This is a genomic window from Sphaerisporangium sp. TRM90804 (assembly GCF_029846175.1).
Classification (GTDB): Bacteria; Actinomycetota; Actinomycetes; order Streptosporangiales; family Streptosporangiaceae; genus Sphaerisporangium.
Map to the genome: position 1 here is coordinate 139,302 of NZ_JARWAC010000002.1, position 20,368 is coordinate 159,669.

20 protein-coding genes are annotated in these 20,368 nt (G+C 73.9%); 12 read left to right on the forward strand and 8 right to left on the reverse strand.

The window, feature by feature from the left end:
• Window positions 1–221 precede the first annotated feature (221 nt).
• Window positions 222–2,336 (forward strand): glycogen debranching protein GlgX, encoded by a 2,115-nt coding sequence (gene glgX, locus PYR91_RS02330; protein ID WP_279777344.1) that lies wholly within the window; start codon window positions 222–224, stop codon window positions 2,334–2,336.
• Window positions 2,337–2,345: 9 nt separating this feature from the next.
• Here glgX and PYR91_RS02335 read toward each other — a convergent pair whose 3' ends face one another.
• Window positions 2,346–2,744 (reverse strand): hypothetical protein, encoded by a 399-nt coding sequence (locus PYR91_RS02335; protein ID WP_279777345.1) that lies wholly within the window; start codon window positions 2,742–2,744, stop codon window positions 2,346–2,348.
• Window positions 2,745–2,917: 173 nt separating this feature from the next.
• On the opposite strand from PYR91_RS02335, the gene PYR91_RS02340 reads away from it, so the two are divergent.
• The 4 genes from PYR91_RS02340 (at window position 2,918) to PYR91_RS02355 (ending at window position 5,815) form a co-directional block, all read left to right on the forward strand.
• Entirely contained in the window at window positions 2,918–3,640 is a 723-nt protein-coding gene (locus tag PYR91_RS02340; RefSeq protein WP_279777346.1) for a pyrimidine reductase family protein, read from the forward strand.
• Window positions 3,641–3,672: 32 nt separating this feature from the next.
• The gene (locus tag PYR91_RS02345; protein ID WP_279777384.1) at window positions 3,673–4,743 is read left to right on the forward strand and encodes an ATP-dependent DNA ligase; all 1,071 of its coding nucleotides are present in this window, start codon (window positions 3,673–3,675) and stop codon (window positions 4,741–4,743) included.
• A gap of 272 nt (window positions 4,744–5,015) precedes the next feature.
• Window positions 5,016–5,252 (forward strand): hypothetical protein, encoded by a 237-nt coding sequence (locus tag PYR91_RS02350; protein ID WP_279777347.1) that lies wholly within the window; start codon window positions 5,016–5,018, stop codon window positions 5,250–5,252.
• On the forward strand, window positions 5,249–5,815 hold the full coding sequence (locus tag PYR91_RS02355; protein WP_279777348.1) for a Clp protease N-terminal domain-containing protein: 567 nt from the start codon (window positions 5,249–5,251) through the stop codon (window positions 5,813–5,815). Before PYR91_RS02350 ends, PYR91_RS02355 begins: the two co-directional genes overlap by 4 nt.
• Here the strand turns inward: PYR91_RS02355 and PYR91_RS02360 are convergent.
• On the reverse strand, window positions 5,812–7,161 hold the full coding sequence (locus PYR91_RS02360) for a 6-phospho-beta-glucosidase (protein WP_279777349.1): 1,350 nt from the start codon (window positions 7,159–7,161) through the stop codon (window positions 5,812–5,814). The two genes, PYR91_RS02355 and PYR91_RS02360, sit on opposite strands and share 4 nt — an antisense overlap.
• A 25-nt stretch (window positions 7,162–7,186) precedes the next feature.
• Window positions 7,187–7,954, reverse strand: coding sequence for a DeoR/GlpR family DNA-binding transcription regulator (locus PYR91_RS02365; RefSeq protein WP_279777350.1), 768 nt, complete (start codon window positions 7,952–7,954; stop codon window positions 7,187–7,189).
• Window positions 7,955–8,087: 133 nt separating this feature from the next.
• Between PYR91_RS02365 and PYR91_RS02370 the strand changes: the two genes are divergently transcribed.
• The 5 genes from PYR91_RS02370 to PYR91_RS02390 all read left to right on the forward strand — a co-directional run bounded on the left by PYR91_RS02370 (window position 8,088) and on the right by PYR91_RS02390 (window position 12,455).
• Window positions 8,088–9,245 carry a PfkB family carbohydrate kinase gene (locus PYR91_RS02370; RefSeq protein WP_279777351.1) on the forward strand — a complete coding sequence of 386 codons (1,158 nt, stop codon included), beginning with the start codon at window positions 8,088–8,090 and terminating at the stop codon, window positions 9,243–9,245.
• 126 nt (window positions 9,246–9,371) lie between these two features.
• Window positions 9,372–10,208, forward strand: coding sequence for an LLM class F420-dependent oxidoreductase (locus tag PYR91_RS02375; protein ID WP_279777352.1), 837 nt, complete (start codon window positions 9,372–9,374; stop codon window positions 10,206–10,208).
• A gap of 119 nt (window positions 10,209–10,327) precedes the next feature.
• Window positions 10,328–11,236 (forward strand): hypothetical protein, encoded by a 909-nt coding sequence (locus PYR91_RS02380; protein WP_279777353.1) that lies wholly within the window; start codon window positions 10,328–10,330, stop codon window positions 11,234–11,236.
• 155 nt (window positions 11,237–11,391) lie between these two features.
• Window positions 11,392–11,700 carry a hypothetical protein gene (locus PYR91_RS02385; RefSeq protein WP_279777354.1) on the forward strand — a complete coding sequence of 103 codons (309 nt, stop codon included), beginning with the start codon at window positions 11,392–11,394 and terminating at the stop codon, window positions 11,698–11,700.
• The gene (locus PYR91_RS02390) at window positions 11,697–12,455 is read left to right on the forward strand and encodes a hypothetical protein (RefSeq protein ID WP_279777355.1); all 759 of its coding nucleotides are present in this window, start codon (window positions 11,697–11,699) and stop codon (window positions 12,453–12,455) included. The genes PYR91_RS02385 and PYR91_RS02390 overlap by 4 nt, the downstream gene beginning before the upstream one ends.
• 14 nt (window positions 12,456–12,469) lie before the next feature.
• Here PYR91_RS02390 and ligD read toward each other — a convergent pair whose 3' ends face one another.
• Window positions 12,470–13,483 carry a non-homologous end-joining DNA ligase gene (ligD, locus tag PYR91_RS02395; RefSeq protein ID WP_279777356.1) on the reverse strand — a complete coding sequence of 338 codons (1,014 nt, stop codon included), beginning with the start codon at window positions 13,481–13,483 and terminating at the stop codon, window positions 12,470–12,472.
• 101 nt (window positions 13,484–13,584) lie between these two features.
• On the opposite strand from ligD, the gene msrB reads away from it, so the two are divergent.
• Window positions 13,585–13,986, forward strand: coding sequence for a peptide-methionine (R)-S-oxide reductase MsrB (gene msrB, locus PYR91_RS02400; protein WP_279777357.1), 402 nt, complete (start codon window positions 13,585–13,587; stop codon window positions 13,984–13,986).
• 281 nt (window positions 13,987–14,267) lie between these two features.
• Here msrB and PYR91_RS02405 read toward each other — a convergent pair whose 3' ends face one another.
• From PYR91_RS02405 to hemG, 3 genes are all read right to left on the reverse strand, one after another.
• On the reverse strand, window positions 14,268–14,891 hold the full coding sequence (locus tag PYR91_RS02405) for a hypothetical protein (protein WP_279777358.1): 624 nt from the start codon (window positions 14,889–14,891) through the stop codon (window positions 14,268–14,270).
• Window positions 14,892–15,029: 138 nt separating this feature from the next.
• On the reverse strand, window positions 15,030–15,671 hold the full coding sequence (hemQ, locus tag PYR91_RS02410) for a hydrogen peroxide-dependent heme synthase (protein ID WP_279777385.1): 642 nt from the start codon (window positions 15,669–15,671) through the stop codon (window positions 15,030–15,032).
• 168 nt (window positions 15,672–15,839) lie between these two features.
• A complete protein-coding gene (hemG, locus tag PYR91_RS02415) occupies window positions 15,840–17,285 on the reverse strand; it encodes a protoporphyrinogen oxidase (protein ID WP_279777359.1) in 1,446 nt (481 codons plus the stop codon).
• Window positions 17,286–17,503: 218 nt separating this feature from the next.
• Between hemG and PYR91_RS02420 the strand changes: the two genes are divergently transcribed.
• On the forward strand, window positions 17,504–18,517 hold the full coding sequence (locus tag PYR91_RS02420; RefSeq protein ID WP_279777360.1) for a DUF4349 domain-containing protein: 1,014 nt from the start codon (window positions 17,504–17,506) through the stop codon (window positions 18,515–18,517).
• A 210-nt stretch (window positions 18,518–18,727) separates the two neighbouring features.
• Here PYR91_RS02420 and hemE read toward each other — a convergent pair whose 3' ends face one another.
• Window positions 18,728–19,765, reverse strand: a complete 1,038-nt coding sequence (hemE, locus tag PYR91_RS02425; RefSeq protein WP_279777361.1) for a uroporphyrinogen decarboxylase — start codon at window positions 19,763–19,765, stop codon at window positions 18,728–18,730.
• Window positions 19,766–20,368 lie beyond the last annotated feature (603 nt).

Sequence of the window (20,368 nt, forward strand, 5' to 3'; positions counted from 1 at the left end):
GGCCCCCGCGCCGCACGTGCGCGGGGGCTTCGCCATGCCCCAGCCGGGCGGGTGAGGGCCCCCTGCGATCTGGTAATCGGCCCCGGCGGCCCTACCATCGACAGTGGCGCCGGACGGGAGCCCCCGCGCGGCGGGCGAGACCGCGGGAGCGAGCGGACGGCGCCGGGTGCCGGCGCGGGTTCGTCCCCCGCCGGATCGGAACACGACGACGATGAGGCTGCATGCGCGAGGTCTGGCCGGGAGTGCCGTACCCCCTGGGCGCCGCCTGGGACGGTAGGGGAACGAACTTCTCGCTGTTCTCGGAGGTCGCCGAGCGGGTGGAGCTGTGCCTGTTCGACGACGGCACCGAGACACGCGTCGACCTGCCCGAGGTCGACGGCTTCGTCTGGCACGGCTACCTGCCCGCCGTCTCGCCCGGCCAGCGGTACGGCTACCGGGTGCACGGGCCGTACGACCCCGCGCGCGGCCACCGCTGCGACCCCGGCAAGCTGCTGCTCGACCCGTACGCCAAGGCGGTGGAGGGCGAGGTCCGCTGGGACCGCTCGCTGTTCTCCTACCAGTTCACCGATCCCGGGCGGCGCAACACCGACGACAGCGCCCCGCACATGCCGAAGAACGTCGTGGTCAACCCGTTCTACGACTGGGGCGACGACCGCCCGCCCCGGACGCCCTACCACGAGACCGTGATCTACGAGGCGCACGTGCGCGGCCTGACCATGCGCCACCCCGACGTGCCCGAGCGGCTGCGGGGCACATACGCGGGCCTGGCCCACCCGGCGGTCGTCGGCCATCTGGTCAGCATGGGGGTCACGGCGGTCGAGCTGATGCCGGTGCACCAGTTCGTGCCCGAGCACACCATGGTCGCCCGAGGGCTGACCAACTACTGGGGCTACAACACGATCTCCTTCCTGGCGCCGCACAACGCCTACTCCGCCTCCGGCCAGCGCGGTGAGCAGGTGCTGGAGTTCAAGTCCATGGTGAAGACGCTCCACGAGGCCGGCATCGAGGTCATCCTGGACGTGGTCTACAACCACACCGCCGAGGGCGACCACATGGGCCCGACGCTCGCCTACCGGGGCATCGACAACGCCTCGTACTACCGGCTGCTCGACTCCGACCGGCGCCTGCTGCTCGACTACACCGGCTGCGGCAACTCCCTGAACGTCCGCTCGCCGCACGCCCTGCAGCTCATCATGGACTCGCTGCGCTACTGGGTCCTCGAGATGCACGTCGACGGCTTCCGGTTCGACCTGGCCGCGGCCCTGGCGAGGGAGCTGCACGACGTCGACCGGCTGTCGTCGTTCTTCGACCTCATCCAGCAGGATCCCGTGATCTCCCAGGTCAAGCTGATCGCCGAGCCGTGGGACGTCGGCCCGGGCGGTTACCAGGTCGGCAACTTCCCGCCTCTGTGGACCGAGTGGAACGCCAAGTACCGCGACAGCGTTCGCGACTTCTGGCGCGGCAGCCCCTCGGTGCTGCCGGAGTTCGCCTCGCGGCTGGCCGGCTCCTCCGACCTCTACGCCACCAGCGGGCGGCGTCCGGTGGCGTCCATCAACTTCGTGACCTGCCACGACGGCTTCACGCTCGCCGACCTGGTGTCCTACGACCACAAGCACAACGAGGCGAACGCCGAGAACAACCGCGACGGCACCGACGACAACCGGTCGTGGAACTCCGGCGCCGAGGGCCCCGTCGAGGATCCCGCGATCGCCCGGCTGCGCCGCCGCCAGCGCCGCAACTTCCTGGCGACGCTGTTCGTGTCCCAGGGCGTGCCGATGATGCTGCACGGCGACGAGCTGGGCCGCACGCAGGGGGGCAACAACAACGCCTACTGCCAGGACAACGAGGTCTCCTGGGTCGACTGGTCGCTGGCACGCGGCGAGTCCGGCATGCTGGGCTTCGTCCGCACGCTGGCGCGGCTGCGCAGGAAGCACCCGGTGTTCCGGCGGCGGCGCTTCTTCCAGGGGCGGGTGCCCGAGGGCGACGTCCGCGACATCGTGTGGCTCACGCCGTCGGGCAAGGAGATGACCTCCGGCGACTGGCAGAGCGGGTTCGGCAAGGCGATGGGCGTGTTCCTCAACGGCCAGGCGATCAGCGAGCCCGGCCCCCGGGGCGAGCGCATCACCGACGACTCGTTCCTGCTGCTGTTCAACGCCCACCACGAGAACGTCTCGTTCACGCTGCCCGGCCCGGAGTTCGGCCCCGGCTGGCGCGTGGTGCTCGACACCACCGACGAGGGCCCCGAGCACGAGCGGGTGGCCGAGCCGGCGCGGGTGCCCGGCGCGGCGGTGGTGCTCACCGGCCGGTCGATGCAGATCCTGTGCTCGACCGCCTGAGCCCGCCGTTCACGAGAGGGTCGTGGCGGCGAGCAGCACCAGCACGAAGGTGATCACGCCGGCCACCCCGTGCAGCAGCACCGCCACGACCGGGAACCCCTGCTCGGCGCCCCTGGCGTGCCGCCCGCCGCCCAGCCAGCGGGTGAACATGGTGAACCCGAGCAGGATGGCGACGCTCAGCAGCCCCAGCGCCAGCCAGGCGTAGCCCCGGTGCCCGGTGAGCGCGAAGGTCACCCACGAGGCCAGCGAGGTGAGGCCGAGCACGGGGTGCATGACGATCAGCGCGGTCGGGAACGTCGTCACCTTGGTCTTCTGCCGGCGCAGCCCGCCGCCGGCCAGCCACAGGCAGAAGAGGTAGACCCCGATGCCGGCCGACACCACCCACAGTCCCACCGTCAGCAGCCGCACGCGTGCCTCCGTCGTCGTCCGCGCCCGTCGTTCCTCTCCTACATCCGCCGGCGGCGCGGTAACGCTACGCATCCCATATCTCACGAGTCGCTATTTATAGTGATTTGGTACTTCGGTCGCTCCCCCGCACCGCGTGCGGGCGGGCCGAAAGTCCGTGTGCCAAGGTAGAGAGCGTGCGACGCATCCTTCCCACCCCCGCCGCGGAGGTCGACCTGGCCGAGGCCTACGCCTACCCCGGCGACCGGTGGCTGCGCCTGAACATGGTGAGCGCCGCCGACGGCGCCGCGTGGCTCAAGGGCCTGTCGGAGGGCCTGTCCGGCAAGGGCGACCGGCGCGTGTTCGGGGTGCTGCGCGGCCTGGCCGACGTCGTGCTGACCGGCGCCGCCACCGTGCGCGCCGAGGGCTACGGCCCGGCGCGCCCGCGCGCCTCCTGGGCCGGGCTACGCGAGGGGCGGCCGCCCGCGCCGCCGATCGCGGTCGTCACCCGGCGCATCGACCTCGACCTCGCCGGTCCGCTGTTCTGCGAGGCCGACCCCGCGGCGCGCACCATCGTGCTCACCACCGAGCGGGCGCCGAAGGAGCGCCGCGACGAGGCCGCCAGGCACGCCGAGGTGATCGTCGCCGGAGACGAGCACGTCGACCCGGCGCTCGCCCTGCGGGAGCTGGCCGCGCGTGGCCTCGGCAGGATGCTGTGCGAGGGCGGCCCGCGGATCAACGCCCAGCTCGCGGCGGCCGGCCTGGTCGACGAGCTGTGCCTGACGATCAGCCCGTTGCTGACCGGGGGCGACGCCGCCCGCATCCTCGACGGCGTCCCCTCGCGCACGCGGCTCACCCTGTCGCACCTCCTGGAGGAGGACGACTTCCTGTTCTGCAAGTACACCCGGGAGCCCGCATGAATCTTCCCGCGCCGGTGGAGCCGCCGCCGGAGATGAACCTTCCCGTCCGGCCGCCCGTCGCGCCGATGCTGGCCAAGGCCGTCAAGGCGCTGCCGTCCCAGGACGGCGGCCTGCTGTACGAACCGAAGTGGGACGGCTTCCGGTGCATAGTGTTCCGCGACGGCGACCAGGTGTACCTCGGCAGCCGCAACGAGCGGCCCTTCACCCGCTACTTCCCCGATCTGGTCGAGGCCGTGCGCCGCGAGCTGCCCGGCCGGTGCGTGGTCGACGGCGAGATCGTGCTGCGGCGCGGCCAGATCCTCGACTTCGACGCCCTGCAGCAGCGCATCCACCCGGCCGCGTCGCGCGTGCGGCTGCTCGCCGAGCAGACCCCGGCGTCGTTCGTCGCCTTCGACCTGCTGGCGTCGGGCGACGAGAACCTCATGGAGACCCCGTTCGGCGAGCGCCGCGCCCGTCTGGTGGACGCGCTGTCGGGGGCCGGCGGCCAGGTGCGGCTGACGCCGGTCACGGCCGACGAGCGGCGGGCCGGCGAGTGGTTCGAGATGTTCGAGGGCGCCGGGCTGGACGGTCTGGTCGTCAAGCGGGCCGACCAGCCGTACGAGCCCGACCGTCGCGTGATGCTCAAGGTCAAGCACGAGCGCACCGCCGACTGCGTGGTGGCCGGGTACCGCGAGCACAAGAAGGGCCCCATCGTGGGGTCGCTGCTGCTCGGCCTGTACGACGACGCGGGCGTGCTCCACCACGTGGGCGTGGCGGCCTCCTTCCCGATGCAGCGCCGCGCCGAGCTGGTGGAGGAGCTGAAGCCGTACCTCATGGACGACCTTTCGGGGCACCCGTGGGCGTCCTGGATGGCGCAGGGCGACGGCACGACCCAGCGCATGCCCGGCGCGATCTCGCGGTGGAGCGCCGGCAAGAACCTGTCGTTCATCCCGCTGCGGCCGGAGCTGGTGATCGAGGTGGCCTACGACCACATGGAGGGCAACCGCTTCCGGCACACCGCGCAGTTCCGCCGCTGGCGCACCGACCGCACGCCGGAGTCGTGCACCTACGCCCAGCTCGAACAGCCGGTCGGCTACAACCTCGACGACATCCTGGCCCGCTGAGCCGCCGGTCCCCCGGCGCGCCCCCGCCTGCGCGCGAGCCTGCCGTCCTGGGCCAGCGACATCGAGCCCGGCCCCGTCCCGCGCCCGCCCGCGCGCGGGACGGGCTCACGCCCGGTCGCGGGGAAGGCGTCGTGCCGCGCCCCCGCCCGCGCGCGGAGCGGCCCGCGAGCGGTGCGTACTCCTTGGGCGTGACGGCCGCGCCCGCGCCCGCGCGCGGAATGGTCGTCAGCTTGTGCTGACACGAGGGTGTCTGTCAGCCTATGCTGACAGACATGGGATCAGTCATCGAACTGGCCGAGGCCGTCGACAGCCGCGACCCGGCCACCGGCCTGGCCGCCGTGGCGGCGCTGCGGCGCCTGCTGGAGGAGCTGGAGGCGGCGCACGTCGCCCACGCCAGGGCGCGGGGGTGGTCGTGGGAGGCCATCGCGGCGGCCCTGGGCGTCCGGCGGCAGTCGGCGCACCGCAAGCACGCCCACCGGGTCGTCGACGAAGCGGGGAGTCACGAGTGAGCATGTTCACCAGGTTCACACCGCCGGCCCGGCGGGCCGTGGTGCGCGCGGGCCTGCTGGCGATGGACGCCGGGCACACGGCGCTGGACGACAGGGCCATCCTGCTGGCGCTGGCCGAGCTGCGCCCCTTCCAGGAGCCCCTGGACGCCTTCGGCGTCACCGCCGCGGCCGTCCGCGCCGCCCTGGCCGGCGAGGCCGGCCGGCCGCGGGACGCCGACCTGCTCGCCGGGCTGGGCATCGACCTCGCCGAGGTACGCCGCCGCATGTCGGGCCTGGTCTCGGTGGACGACCCGGCGCGGTGGCGCCTGACGCGGGCGCGCCTGCGCCCCCTCAGGGTCGTCCTGTCCGGCCCCGCCGCCGACCTGCCGCTCACCCCCAAGGCGCGCAAGGTCGTCGAGGTGGCCCTGCACCGGAGCGGCTCCACCGGCCGGGTGACCGGCGAGGACCTGCTCCGGGGCCTGCTGGCCGACGGCTCGAACCCCTCGGTGCGCATCATGCGCCGCGACGGCGCCGACCTGGGACGCCTCGCCGCCGCCCTCGGCTTCGCGCGCCGCGCGGCCTAGCGGGGGCCGAGCGTGGCGGCCAGCTCGGGGACGCGGGAGCGGTAGCCGTCCAGCAGGAGGCGGGCCGCCGTCACCGAGTCGACCAGCGGGTGGGTGGCGAAGGCCTGCAGGGCGGTGCTCGCCGAGCCGGTGACCGCGGCCTCGATGGTGAGCTGCTCGACGGCCTTGACCTGCTGGACCAGCCCGAGGAACAGGCCGGGCAGCGGGCGGGTGGCCAGCGGGCGCACGCCGCCGGCGTCCACGGCGCACGGGACCTCCACGACCGCCTCCGGAGGCAGGCCGGGGACGGCCGAGCCGTTGCGCACGTTGAGGATCATGGTGGCCGTGGCGCCGCGCCCGAGTGCGCCCATCAGCGCGAGCGCCACGCCCTCGTACCCCCCGGCGTCAAGGTCGGCCCGCTCGCGCTCGCCCGCCTGCGCGGTGTCGCGGGTCTCGGCCATGTAGGAGGCGTCGCGCTCCTCGCGGGTGCGCCGCCACTTCTCCAGCGCGAACCCGGGGTCGGCCAGGACGTCGGCGTAGAAGCGCTCCTGCTGGCGCTGCAGCGCCTCGCCCCGGGTCTGGGGCGCGCCGCCGATCGCCGCGACGGCCTCCCGAGTGAAGTAGTAGTAGTACAGGTACTCGTTGGGCAGGGCGCCCAGGGTGCGCACCCACTCGGTGCCGAACAGCCGGGCCTCCTCCACCCGCTTGAGCGCGGCGTCGTCGGCGATCAGGTCGGGCAGCACGTCGCGGCCCTGGTACGACAGCCCGCGCAGCCAGCCGAGGTGGTTGAGCCCCACGTAGTCGGGCGCGGTGCGGGCGGGGTCGACGCCGAGGGCGTGGGCGGCGCGGCGGATCAGCCCCACCGGGGAGTCGCAGATGCCGACGACACGCTCGCCGAGGATGCGCTGCATCGCCTCGGTGATCATGCCGGCCGGGTTGGTGAAGTTGATCACCCAGGCGCGGGGCGCCACCGCGGCCACCCGCTCGGCCACGCGCAGGGCCACCGGGACGGTGCGCAGCCCGTAGGCGACGCCGCCAGGGCCCACGGTCTCCTGGCCGAGCAGGCCGAGGTCGAGCGCCACCCTCTCGTCGGCCGTGCGGCCCGCCAGGCCGCCCACCCGGATCGCCGAGAACACGAACGCGGCGTCGCGCAGGGCGTCGTTCAGATCGGTGGTGACCCGCACGCGCGGCGGTGCGGCGTGCCCGGCCGCCAGGCCGCTCAGCACGTGGCCGACGGCGGCCAGGCGCTGCTCGGACAGGTCGTGCAGCACGACCTCCTCCACCCCCGGCCCTCCGCCGTCGCGCAGCAGGGCGCCGTAGACCAGCGGGACGCGGAAACCGCCGCCGCCGAGAATGGTCAGCTTCATGGGGACCCCCTGTACGCGAGACCGGTCACGCCGTCACGACCTGCGCGCCCGAGCCGGTGAAGACCCGCAGCGTGGCCGGGTCGGCGCCCGTGTTGGTGACGACCACGTCGAGCTCGCCGGGGCCGCACACACGCAGGGCCCCGGTGCCCGGGAACTTGTGCCGGTCGACCAGCAGGACGACCTGGCCGGCGGCGGCGATCATGGCCCGCTTCAGCGGGACCTCGGCGATCGTGGTGTCGGTGACCTGGCCGTCGGCGCGCACCCCGCCGGCGCTCAGGAAGAGGCGGTCGGCGCACACGTGGCGCAGCGCCTCCTCGGTCAGGACGCCGCCCAGCGAGTGGTGGGCGCGCCGCAGCATGCCGCCGAGCAGCAGGAGCTCCACGGCGTGGTCGTCGCGCAGGGCGTCGAGCACGGCGAGGCTGGAGGTCACCACGGTGACCCGCCGCCCGCGCAGGTGGCGCGCGAGCCTGACCGTGGTGGTGCCGAGGTCGAGCAGGACGACCTCGCCGTCTCGCACCAGGGCGGCGGCGCGGGCGGCCACGGCGTCCTCGTCGTGCTCGTCGTGCTCGTCGACGCCCGCGACCCGCGCGAACGGCGGGCCGGTGTCGGGGCCGGGGTTGGCGAGCGCCCCGCCGCGCACGCGCGTGAGCGTGCCGTCGCGGTCGAGCAGCTCCAGATCGCGGCGGATCGTGGAGGGGCTCACGCCGAGCTGCGCCGCCAGGTCGCGCACGCTCGTCGCGCCCGCGAGGCGGACACGCTGCATGATCTGGGCATGCCTGACGTGCTGGAGCACGGAAGGATGGTAGCAGTCAGCTTCGAGCACAACTGAGCAAAAACAACCATCGACGCCCGCCAACTCTTGATATGTGCAGCAAGGACATGCAAGATGGCGCACATCTTCGCGCCGCCGAGGAGGAGTCCGCTTCGTGTCTGCCCAGGCCTACGACCCGCTCGCCGACCAACGCGGCCCGGACGGGCCTGAGTTCGACGTGTTCACCACGGGCACCGTCTTCCTGGACATCGTGTTCACCGGGCTGCAGGCGATGCCGGCCGCCGGCACCGAGGCGTGGGCGGAGGGCATGGGCTCCTGCCCCGGCGGCATCGCCAACCTGGCCATCGCCTCCAGCCGCCTGGGCCTGCGCACCTCGATGGCCGCCGCCTTCGGCGACGACGACTACGCCGACTTCAACTGGCGCATCCTGTGCGAGCAGGAGTCGGTCGACCTGTCGCGCTCGCGCCGGTTCCAGGGCTGGCACTCCCCGGTCACGGTGTCGATGGCCGTGAACCGCGACCGCAGCATGGTCACCCACGGCCACCCGCCGCCCATGACGGCCTCGGAGCTCATCGGCCGCCCGCCGCGGTCGCGCGCCGTCATCACGCCGCTGTCGATCGAGGAGCCGCTCGGCGACCGCGGCGCCCCCACCTGGGCCGACCTCGCCCACCAGGACGGCGCGCTGATCTTCGCCGACGTCGGGTGGGACCCCTCGGAGACGTGGTCGTCGATCCTGCTCGACCAGCTGGAGGTCTGCCACGCCTTCATGCCCAACGCCGTCGAGGCCATGGCCTACACCCAGACCGAGACGCCGCGCGAGGCCCTGTACGCCCTCGCCGACCGCGTGCCGCTCGCCGTGGTCACCGACGGCGCCAACGGCGCGATGGCCATCGACTCCACCACCGGCGAGGAGGCGTACGCCCCGGCCCTGCGGGTGACCGCGCTCGACCCGACCGGGGCGGGCGACGTCTTCGGCGCGGGCATGGTCCTCGGCACGCTGTCGGGCTGGCCGCTGGCCGACCGCCTGGCGTTCGCCGGGGTGTGCTCGGCCCTGGCCGTCCAGCAGTTCGGCGGGTCGCTGGCCGCGCCCGGCTGGGGGGACATCGCCGACTGGTGGAACGGCATCCGGGCCGCCGCCGGCCACAGCGGCGCCTACATCGACTCCCTGGCCCGCAGGTACGCCTTCCTCGACAGGCTCGTGCCCGCCGTCCCGGTCGGCGCCGTACGCCGCGCGGCGGCCACCATGTCGCGGCACGCCGACGTCGAGGCGGGGGCCCTGCGGTTCGCCGACGGCAAGAAGCCCGGCGAATAGGCGCCGCGCGGCCCTCCCGTCATGATCCCGGGGCGCGCGGCGGGTGTCGAGCGTGACACCGCCGGGTAGCAGGCTCCTGAGCGGCGGCCGGCCGCCCGCGCGGACGACCCGGAGGGGACGGGGACGATGACACGGCCTGAACTGGGCAGGATCGGCGTCTGGCAGTCCTGGCGCACGCTCACTCCCGAGCTGGCGGCGGCGGTGGAGGGGTTCGGCTACAGCACGCTGTGGGTCGGCGGCTCGCCCCCCGCCGACCTGGAGATCGTGGACAAGCTGCTGCACGCCACCTCGACGATCACCGTCGCCACCGGCATCGTGAACATCTGGACGGCCGACCCGCGCGCGGTGGCCACCTCCTTCCACCGCATCGAGTCCCGGCATCCCGGGCGTTTCCTGCTCGGCATCGGCGCCGGGCACCCGGAGGCCGTCGACCGCTACGCCAAGCCCTACTCGGCGCTGATGGAGTACCTCGACGCGCTCGACGGGGCCGGGGTGCCGTTCCAGCGGCGGCTGCTGGCCGCGCTCGGCCCGAAGGTGCTGCGGCTGGCCGCCGAGCGCAGCGCGGGAGCCCACCCCTACCTCACGACGCCCGAGCACACCCGGCGGGCCCGCGAGATCCTCGGCTCCGGACCGCTGCTGGTGCCCGAGCAGATGGCGGTGCTCGTGGACGACCCCGAGCGGGCCAGGGCCATCGCCCGGGGGCCGCTACGGCCCTACCTCGGGCTGACCAACTACACCAACAACCTGCGCAAGTTCGGGTTCGACGACGACGACTTCGCCGGCGAGGGCAGCGACCGCCTGCTCGACGCCCTGATCGCCCACGGCGACCGCCCCACCGTGCGCCGCCGCATCGAGGAGCACCTCGCCGCCGGCGCCGACCAGGTGGCCGTCCAGATCCTCTCGGCCCCCGGCGCCGACCTCCACGCCGAGCACGAGGCCCTGGCCGCCGCCCTCCTCACCTAGCCCGCACACGGCGCTCCGCTTCCGCCTCTCCCTCCCCCCACTCCCGATCAAGGTTTATCGTCACGGGAAGTGCCTACTGCACTCACCTTCGTGATCGATGAGCCGAGGGAGCGGACACCTTGCTGAAGTGCTTCCTGATGACCCCCTTCGCGCCGGAGTTCCACGACGTCAGCGACACGGTCGCCGACGCGGTCAAGGAGGCGGTCGCGGGCGAGGAGATCACGTGCGTCCGCCTGGACGAGCGCCGGCACGCGGGCCGGGTCACCGACGAACTACTGGCCGAACTCCGGGGCGCGACGCTGTGCGTCGCCGACGTGAGCGGCGCGAACCCCAACGTGATGTGGGAGGTGGGCTACGCCTCCGCCCTGCAGAAACCTGTCATCGTGATCTCGCAGGACGCGGGCCCGGCTCCCTTCGACATCAGCGACATGCGCACGCTGCGGTACGACAGGTCACGGCTCACCGCCTCCCTCAAGGGGGAGCTCGTCGAGGCCGTCAGGCAGACCCTCTCCCACTACGAGGTGCCACGGGCCAACCTCACGTTGCGGCCCCAGAGCCCCAAGGGCACCGTCTACGCCGTCACCGGCACGTCCGTCATACGGCCCGCCTCCGCTCGGAGGCGGATCGAGCGGCTGCTCAGCCCCTACCTCAGCGCCGATGCCACCTGGTACTGCGGGACGGTCGGAACCGCCGACGAGGTGGCCGCCGAATGGCTGCTGGACAACGGGCAACGAGTCATGCCCGTCGGGTACAACGCCTACGACCTGTCCGCGCGCATGCTGGGGATTCTGCAGGAGCACGGCGGCCACTTCATCGACGCGACCCTGGAACAGCTTCCCCGCAGCCCGGGCGCCCCGAGCGCGCGCGACCTCCTGTTCGCCGGCAGGGCCGATCTTCTCTTCCTCATCTGGGACGGCCGGAGCGCCGGCGTCAAGCGGCTGCTGGCCTGGCTGCGCGAGCAGGGCAAGGATCACGTCATCGGGTACACCGGCAGTCCGGAGGATTGGGAACGTCGCGGGAGCTGGTGAGGCTGCGCTCCCGTGCGCGTGCGGCAGCGGCGGGCACGATGTGTAACGGAATAGCGACAAAGGTCCGTTTTACGGTGAGACGTGAAATGAAATACCGTTCTGTGGATACACGGCTGGGAAGCGCGTCCCGCCCACCCTCAAGAGGCTGCCACCACATGCACACACCCCCCGGCGAAACCGGCGACGCCGACGACGTCACCGATCCCTACGGAACACCGGCGCCGCAGTTGCTGCGGGCGTGGCAGAGCGGTGGTCAGGCGGCGGACGGCGAGCCGCCGGCGCGGCTGCTGCACGCCTGGCAGCGGGGCGACGCCGAGCACAACCCCGTGGAGCTCGAGATCGACGGGGTGCGGGTGATGTTCGTGGTCGGCGGCGGTCGGCGGCCCGACCCGGCGCGCGACTCCGCGGCGTGGCGGGCCACCCTGTCCGCCATGCGCGAGGCACGGCGGAAGGGGCGGCGGTGACGACGCGCCTCCACCACCGGGAGCTGCCCGAGGACGTCCACGTGCTGGTGTGGACCGAGGGCGGCGAGACGGTCGTCGTGCTGAACTCGGCGCTGCCCGCCGGGGAGCGCCGGGCCGCCCTGCGCGTCGCGCTGCGCGCCGACCGGGCGCGCCGCGGGCACGTGCTGGTGCCCCTGCCGCTGCTGCTGGCCTACCTGCACGGCCGCGACTGGGTGCGCGGCCACCCCGCCGCCTCGCTGGGCGGCACCGCCGTGGCGGCGGTCGCCGCGACGGTGGCCGCGTTCACCTTCACCACCACCGTGCCCGAGGCGCCGGTGGCCCAGCCCGCGCCCGTGCCGGTGGTCACAGAACCGGGGGGAACGCCCCCGGCGGAGCCCACGGCCTCCCCCGGCCGCACCGCCCCCGCGCGCACGGCCGAGGCCACCGCCCCGGCGCGGCCGACCGGCGGCACGACGCCCGGCCCGAGCGAGAGCGGCGAGAACGGCGACCGGGACGACACGTCCCCGCGTACCGACCGCTCGGCCCCGGCGGTTCCCCCGCCGGACGCGGACGTCCGGCCGCCGTCGCAGGACTCCCCGCCCCGCTCCACGCAGGCCCCGCCGCCGCGCGCCACCCCGGCCCCGCCGCCGCGCGGGCCGAGCCCGACCACCAGCCCCAGGCCGTCGCCACCGGCGCCCACCCAGCAGGCGAACGACTGCGACGGCCTGCACCTGCGCCTCGACCCCCTGAACCTCGACGCCTGCCTGCTCGACTGAGCGGCGAGCCGGGCTCAGCCCGCCTCGTCGCCGGACGACCTGGCCTTGCTCGGCTGGACGCGCATCGGCTCGCCCGGCATCTTGGGGTAGTTCGGGGGGTAGGGCATGTCGCCGCGCTCGTCCTTGGCGTACCACTCCAGGAGCATCTCGATGGAGTGGTGGTGGTCGTCGATCTCGCGGTGGACGTCGCCCATCTCGGCGAACCGGGGCGGCACGGTGCGGATGTCGAAGTCGCGGGGGTCCAGGTCGGCCAGCTCCAGCCAGGTGACCGGGGTGGAGACCGGGGCCGCCGGGAAGGCCCGTACCGAGTAGGCGCCGGCCACGGTGCGGTCGCGGGCGTTCTGGTTGTAGTCGATGAAGACCTTCTCGCCGCGCTCCTCCTTCCACCAGGCGGTGGTGACCAGGTCGGGGCGGCGGCGCTCGACCTCCCGGGCGAAGCCGATGGCGGCGTGGCGGACCTCGGTGAACGACCAGCGGGGCTCGATGCGCACGTTGATGTGGATACCGCGGTTGCCGGAGGTCTTGGGGAAGCCGCGGATGCCCAGCTCCATCAGGACCTCGTGGACCGCGAACGCGACGCGGCGCGCCTCCTCGAAGCCCGTGCCTGGCTGCGGGTCGATGTCGATGCGCAGCTCGTCGGGGTGCTCGACGTCGCCTGAACGGGTGGGCCAGGGGTGGAAGTCGATCGTGCCGAGGTTCGCGCAGTACGCGATGGACGCCACCTCGGTCACCTTCAGGGCGTCGGCGCTCCGGCCGCTGGGGAAGCGGACGGTGACGGTCTCCAGCCAGTCGGGGTGGCGGGGCGGCAGGCGCTTCTGGTAGATCGCCTCCGACCGCACGCCGTCGGGGTGGCGCTTGAGGTAGGTGGGCCGGTCGTACAGGGCGCGCAGCGCGCCCTCGCCGACCGACACGTAGTACTCGACCAGCTCACGCTTGGTGGCACCGATGTCGGGAAAGTAGATCTTGTCAGGGTTCGTGACCTTGACGATCCGGCCCCCGACCTCCAGCTCGATGAACGGCGACGGCATGCCACCGACGCTACCCCCCGGCGGCCCCGCGCGACCCGGCGGGCTCGCGCGGCCCGCCCCTGGCAAGGTCACGTTTTGCCCCGGACGCATAGGCTTGGGGCATGGACAAGGTTGTCAAGAGCGAATCCGAGTGGCGGGTCCAGCTCTCCCCCGAGGAGTTCCGCGTGCTGCGGCAGGCCGGCACCGAGCCGGCGTTCACCGGCGAGTACGTCGACACCAAGACCGTGGGCGTGTACTCCTGCCGCGCCTGCGGGGCCGAGCTGTTCCGGTCCGAGACCAAGTTCGAGTCGCACTGCGGCTGGCCGTCGTTCTTCGAGCCGTCGAAGTCGGAGGCCGTCACCCTGATCGAGGACCGCTCGCTGGGGATGTCGCGCGTCGAGGTCCGCTGCGCCCGCTGCGACTCCCACCTGGGGCACGTCTTCCACGGCGAGGGCTACGGCACGCCCACCGACGACCGCTACTGCATCAACTCGGTCTCCCTGCGCCTTCGGCCCGTCGAGTAGTCCTGCGCCCGGCCCGCCCCGCGAGGCGGGCCGGGCGCGCCCCCAGAGTGATGGAAGGCATGCGCAAAGTAACGGGCGACGCATGCCCGCACCACGCCGAGGGTAGGAACGCGTACGGGCGGCCGGCTCGCACGACCGGAAAGGCGCGCCCCGTACGGGGGCCGCGGTGCACTTACGCCACAGGTGGGAGACCATCGAGGCCATCGGCCAGGTGGTCACCCAGTGCTGCGGCGTCTGCGGCAAGACCCGGGTGCGCGTGGTGACGCCCCCGATACCGCCTCCTACCGAGGGTCGGGGTAGGTGAGCCGGCACGTGGTGTCGCCCGGCCCCATGATGTTCGCCAGCACCGGGTTGCCGTTCATGCCGTACTTGGCCTGCACGAACACCACCGGCGCCTCGTCGCCCCGCTCCTGCACTAGGTACTCCAGCCCGCGCTTGCACAGGTCGAGCGCCGGCTTGGAGTTGCGCCCGGACTGCGGGAGGTCGGTGTAGATGCGCAGGTACTTGCCGACGGTCCTGATGTCGGTGATGCGCTTGACCGACTTGTCGGCGACCCACCGCTTCTTGAAGTAGCCGACGGCCTCGGTGTCGGTGTGCTTGGACGGGCCGCCCGCGGTCTTGGCGTCGCGGCTCTTGCGCACCCCCGCGCTCGCCGTCGTCGCCTGGCCGCCGACGGCCGCCTGCCGTGCCGGGGCGGCGCTCGCCGCCGCCGTGCTCCCCGGCGGGACCGCCTCGCCGGACGCGGCCGTGCCGTCGCCCGTACGGAAGAACACGCCGCCGACCGCCAGCGCGGCCACCGCGACGGCGGCCGCGCCCACCCCGGCCTCGCGAACGACGGTCGCGCGGGACTTGCGCCGCCGGTGCCCCCCTCGCCTGGACCGTGCCAGGCCACTGCCGCTGCTCACCTATCGCCTCACGTCGACGTGGAATCACCCCGAGTATGGCAAAGATCGATGACTTGCGCGGCTTGTTCGCTCAATATCAGATCTGCAGCCCATTGGGGCATAAGTTGAGCAAATCAACCTATGCCGGATTTGTCGGGGTTACGGGAGGGCGGCGACCAGCTCGGCGAGCGGCTTGCGGGTGCCGGTGTAGAACGGCACCTCCAGGCGGGTGTGCCGGCGTGCCGTCGCCGCGCGCAGCGCCCGCATCAGGTCGACGATGCGGTGCAGCTCGTCGCCCTCGAAGGCGAGGATCCACTCGAAGTCGTTGAGCGCGAACGACGCCACCGTGTTGGCCCGCACGTCGGGGTAGTCGCGGGCGAGCATGCCGTGCTCGGCCAGCATGGCGCGGCGCTCGTCCTCCTCCAGCAGGTACCACTCCAGCGACCGCACGAACGGGTAGACGCTGACGTACCCGCGCGGCTGCTCGTCGGCGAGGAACGCCGGGACGTGCGACTTGTTGAACTCGGCGGGACGGTGCAGCGCCATCACCGACCACACCGGCTCGCTGGCCCGGCCGAGCGCCGTGCGCCGGAAGCGTCCGTAGACGTCCTGAAGGTCCTCGGGGGTGGGGGCGTGCCACCAGAACATGTAGTCGGCGTCGGCGCGGAAGCCCGCCACCTCGTACGAGCCGCGGGTCACGACGTCCTTCTCGGCCGCCTGCGCCAGCAGGGCCTCGACCTCGTGCGTCACGCCCTCACGGTCGCCCGGCAGCGGGTCGCGCAGCCGGAACACCGACCACATGGTGTAGCGGATGAGCTGGTTCAGATCGCGGGCCTTCGGCCGCGCGCTGGTGTCCGTCACTGGTCGCACTCGCTTTCCGTCAACGGCTGTTCGTCGCCTTCGCCCGGCGCGGCTCCCGCGGAGCCGCCGCCCCACCGGCCATCCAACCGGCCCGCCCGGGTGGACCGCTCACCGGGTGCCGGCCGCGGGCCGGCCCGTGGTCCATTCTCCCCCGCGCCGCTCGGCCAGGTGCGCCAGCACCGACGCCGCCGCGGTGCGCCCGGTGGAGACGCACGCCGGGATGCCCAGGCCGTCGTAGGCGGCGCCGCACACCGCGAGGCCCGGCTGGACCGCCACCGCCGCGCGGACGCGGGCGACCAGGTCGAGGTGGCCGACGTCGTACTGCGGCAGGGCCCCGCCCCAGCGGGTGACCCGGCTGTCGAGCGGGAGCCCCCGCACGCCCATGACCTCGGCCATCTCGCCCATGGCCAGCGCGACCAGCTCGTCGTCGCCGCGTTGCAGCACGTGCTCCTCGCCGAGGCGGCCGACGGAGCAGCGCAGCGCGAGCACGCCGGAGTCGGCGTCGGCCAGGTGCGGCCACTTCACCGAGCTGAAGGTCACGGCCTTGACGGGCCGCCCCTCGACCGGCGGGACGAGGTAGCCGCTGCCGCCGGGCGGGGCGGGGAAGGCCGAGCGCGGGTAGGCCAGGGTGATGATCGCCATGCTCGCGTACTCGACGCGCGCCAGCTCGGCCGCCGCCTTGGGCGCCTCGGCGGCCAGCAGCCTGGCGGCCGCGACCGCGGGCACGGCGACGACCACGGCGTCCGCCTCGATGATCTCCGGCTCCCGGGCGGGGCCGGCGACCAGGCGCCACCCCTCGGGCGTGCGGGCCAGCTCGCGCACCATGACGCCCGTCCTGACGTCGGCGCCCGAGGCCGCCGCCAGTGCGGCGGGCAGGCCGCCCATGCCGCCCCTGAGGGTGGTGAAGACGGGGCCGGCGTCCTTCGGGGAAACTTGGGCGGCGGCGCGGGCGCCCTTGAGCAGCGAGCGCTCCGTGCGGGCGATCGCCGCGACGCGCGGCATGGTCGCGTCCAGGGACAGGCGCTCGGCGCGCCCGGCGTAGACGCCGCCGAGCAGCGGCTCGACCAGCCGATCGACCACCTCGCCGCCCATGCGCGCCCTGATGTAGGCCGCGACCGAGACGTCGGAGGTGATCATCGTGGCGGGCAGCACCTGGTCGAGCGGCACCCGGGCGAGGCCGGCCGCCGACAGCACGCCCGAGCGTGCCAGCTCCCGCACGTCGGACGGGACCCCCATGAGGTTCGCCTTGGGCATGGCCCGCAGCGCGCCCCTGCTGTAGATGGAGGCGCCCACCGGAGCGGGGTCGACCAGCTCGCCGCCCAGGCCGAGCGCGCGCACGAGCTCCTTGCCCTCGGGGCGCCGGGCCAGCATGGCCTCCGCGCCCTCGTCGACCGGGACGCCGGCGATCTCGGAGACGCGCAGCTTCCCGCCGACCTGTGGCGCGCCGTCGAGCACGGTCACCCGGACGCCGCCGTCGCGGCCCAGGTGCCAGGCGGCGGCCAGCCCGGAGATCCCCCCGCCCACGACCACGACGTGCGGCCGAGTCCCTTCCATGCCTCCAGACGTTACCCGGCCCCGCGCCCGCCCCCGCGCGCGGGCGGGCGGGACGGGATAGGGGCTCCAGACCCCCGCGGGACGGCCCTCCGGCGCGGGGCGGGGACAACGTGATGCCATTGTGACGCGGCTCCGCCAAACCGGGCGCCCCGCGCGCCCGTCATGAGGGCATGAGCAGATTACGGGGCAGACGACCGCGAGGCGGTCCGTTATCGGCGATGGTCCTGGGGGCCGTCGTCCTCCTCTCCGGGTGCGCCGGCGGCGCCTCGGACACGGCCGCGGGCGCGCCCGCCGCCAATCTGGCCGAAGACGCGGCCGGGCCCCAGTCGCGGCCGAAGCGGGCGCCCGCGGCCGGTGCGGCGTCCGACGCGGCACGGGCCGAGGGGGCCACCGGTGAGGCGGGGGCGCCCAAGGAGGGCGACGTGGCGGGGGTCGAGGTGGCGCCGGCCGACCGCGCGATCGTCTACACCGGCGAGATGACCGTCCGGGCGCGGGACGTCACGGCCGCGGCCGACCGGGCCAAGCAGATCGTCGCCGCCGCCGGGGGGCGTCTGGGCAGCGAGGAGTCCATGTCGTTCGGGCGCGAGGCCGGCGCGACGCTGGTGTTCAAGGTGCCCCCGGAGCGCTACCAGGCCCTGCTGACCCAGCTCGGCAAGGACCTGGGCAGGCGCGAGTCGCTGCGCCAGAGCACCGAGGACGTCACCGAGCAGGTGGCCGACGTCGACAGCAGGGTGCGGTCGGCCAGGGCCGCGCTGGAACAGCTGCGGTCGCTGCTGAGCAGGGCGAAGACCATCGGGGAGGTGCTGTCGGTCGAGCGGGAGATCTCCGGGCGGGAGTCGGAACTGGAGTCGCTGCTGGCCCGGCAGAAGACGCTCGCCGCGCAGACGGCCGAGGCGACGCTGACGCTGCGCCTGGTCGGCCCGGCGGCGGTCGTCGCCCGGACCGACCCCGAGCCTCCGCCGGGCTTCCTGAGCGGCCTGGAGGGCGGCTGGAAGGCCCTGAAGACCACCGCCAGGGTCGTGCTGCTGGTCACCGGCGCCCTGCTGCCCTGGCTGGTGCCGATCGCCCTGTTGTGGCTCGGCTACCTCGCCGTGCGCCGCCGCCTGCGGCCGGCGCCGCCGCTGGGCGGGTCACCCGCCGTCGACCCTGACCCGGACCCGCCCGCCGCCCCCGGCCCGCCGGTCGCGGTCGCGGCGCGGCCCGAAGGCGGTCGGACGGCCGGCGAGGACTGATCCGGGGGCCGTCCGCCCGCCGCGCCGGTCGCCCCTCCGGGCGCCGGGCGAGGTCGAGGACCGGCTCCCCTCCCCCGGCCGGGCGTGGGCGCCGGGCGAGGTCGAACACCCGCCTCCCCTGCCACGGCCGGGGGGGTGGGCGCCGCGCGCGGGGACCGGTCGCGTCGGCCCGTGGCCGCCGCGCCTGAGGACCCGGCGCGGCGGCCCGGGTCAGGAGGCCGAGGTCTCGTGCACGTAGTCGGTGAGGCGGGCGAGCTGGGCGGGGTCGGTCGACGGCAGCACGCCGTGGCCGAGGTTGAAGACGTGCCCCTCGGCCGCCCGCCCGCGGGCGAGGATGTCGGCGGCGCGGCCCTCGACCGCCTCCCAGGGGGCCAGCAGGATGGCCGGGTCGAGGTTGCCCTGCAGCGCCTTGCCCGGCCCGACGCGGCGCGCGGCCTCGTCCAGCGGGACGCGCCAGTCGACGCCGACGACGTCGGCGCCGGCCTCGCCCAGCAGGCCGAGCAGCTCGCCGGTGCCCACGCCGAAGTGGATGCGCGGCACGTCGAGATCGGCCAGGGCGGCGAAGATGCGGCCGGTGTACGGCAGCACGAACTCGCGGTAGTCGGCGGGGGCGACCGCGCCGACCCAGGAGTCGAAGAGCTGGACCGCCGAGGCACCGGCGTCCACCTGCAGGCGCAGGTAGGCGACGGTGAGGTCGGTGAGGCGCTCCATGAGGGCGTGCCACAGCGCGGGCTCGCCGTACATCATGGCCTTGGTGTGGTCGTGGTTCTTGGACGGCCCGCCCTCGATCAGGTAGGAGGCCAGCGTGAACGGCGCCCCGGCGAAGCCGATGAGCGGTGTGGGCCCGAGCTCCTTGACCAGCGCCCGCATCGCCTCGGTGACGTAGGGGACGTCGCCGGGCTCAAGCGGCCGCAGCGCGGCCGCGCCCGCGGCGTCGCGCACCGGCGCGGCGACGACCGGGCCGACGCCGGGCTTGATGTCCAGGTCGATCCCGATGGCCTTGAGCGGCACGACGATGTCGCTGAAGAAGATCGCGGCGTCCACGCCGTAGCGGCGCACCGGCTGCATCGTGATCTCCACGATGAGGTCGGGGGTGGCGCAGGCGGTGAGCATGGGGACGTCGGCGCGCACGGCGCGGTATTCGGGAAGCGACCGCCCCGCCTGGCGCATGTACCAGACCGGGGTGTGCGGCACGGGCAGCCGGCGGCACGCGCGGATGAAGGGCGACTCGGCGGTCTCGGGATTCACGTAGTCAAGGGTGCCACGGACCCGGGCCGGTACCCCACTCGCCGGGCCCGCCCGCGCCGACCGGCAGGGGCCCCGGCGGACGGCCGGGCGGGGTCCCCGCCACGGCGAGGAAAGAGATGTTTACTGACCTCTTGTTGGTTCATGACGATTGAGCCATGATGCGTGCAGTTTGTCTGGTTTAACCTGACCGGGGCACCCCTTCCCGGAGCTTCCCATGTCAACCAGCTCCCAGGCGGAGGTACAGTACGTCTCACACGAGGTCCGCGATCATGGTGTGGCCGGCCCAATTCTTCGTCAAGTCCCCGCGTGACGCCGATTCGGTGACCACTTTCGGGACACGCCGAGCGCGTTGCGGGGAAATGTCGCCGTCACGTGTCAACGTCGGACCAGCCCTCGACTTCACGGACGTGGCGCGCGCGGGGAGCGCCGGCCGGGCGGCACGCCGCCCTGTCCGTGCGAGCTCTCGTCCCTGGGATCCGACGAAAGGCCCGCGATGACCGCGATGTGGAGTTCCTCCGAGCACCGCACTGTGCATTGTGCGCTCCGTGCCGCCGAAGGGGAGGGCGGGCGGCCCTCCCCCCGCGCACGGCACCACTCATGCCG

Excerpts from the sequence above, each read along its gene's own strand:
- msrB (WP_279777357.1), top strand. The coding sequence starts at position 13,585 with ATGGACAAGGTTGTCAAGAGCGAATCCGAGTGGCGGGTCCAGCTCTCC.
- ligD (WP_279777356.1), bottom strand. The coding sequence starts at position 13,483 with ATGCCGTCGCCGTTCATCGAGCTGGAGGTCGGGGGCCGGATCGTCAAG.
- PYR91_RS02360 (WP_279777349.1), bottom strand. The coding sequence starts at position 7,161 with ATGAAGCTGACCATTCTCGGCGGCGGCGGTTTCCGCGTCCCGCTGGTC.
- PYR91_RS02375 (WP_279777352.1), top strand. The coding sequence starts at position 9,372 with ATGACACGGCCTGAACTGGGCAGGATCGGCGTCTGGCAGTCCTGGCGC.
- PYR91_RS02420 (WP_279777360.1), top strand. The coding sequence starts at position 17,504 with ATGGTCCTGGGGGCCGTCGTCCTCCTCTCCGGGTGCGCCGGCGGCGCC.
- hemQ (WP_279777385.1), bottom strand. The coding sequence starts at position 15,671 with ATGTGGTCGGTGTTCCGGCTGCGCGACCCGCTGCCGGGCGACCGTGAG.
- glgX (WP_279777344.1), top strand. The coding sequence starts at position 222 with ATGCGCGAGGTCTGGCCGGGAGTGCCGTACCCCCTGGGCGCCGCCTGG.
- PYR91_RS02350 (WP_279777347.1), top strand. The coding sequence starts at position 5,016 with ATGGGATCAGTCATCGAACTGGCCGAGGCCGTCGACAGCCGCGACCCG.
- PYR91_RS02385 (WP_279777354.1), top strand. The coding sequence starts at position 11,392 with ATGCACACACCCCCCGGCGAAACCGGCGACGCCGACGACGTCACCGAT.
- PYR91_RS02345 (WP_279777384.1), top strand. The coding sequence starts at position 3,673 with ATGAACCTTCCCGTCCGGCCGCCCGTCGCGCCGATGCTGGCCAAGGCC.
- hemG (WP_279777359.1), bottom strand. The coding sequence starts at position 17,285 with ATGGAAGGGACTCGGCCGCACGTCGTGGTCGTGGGCGGGGGGATCTCC.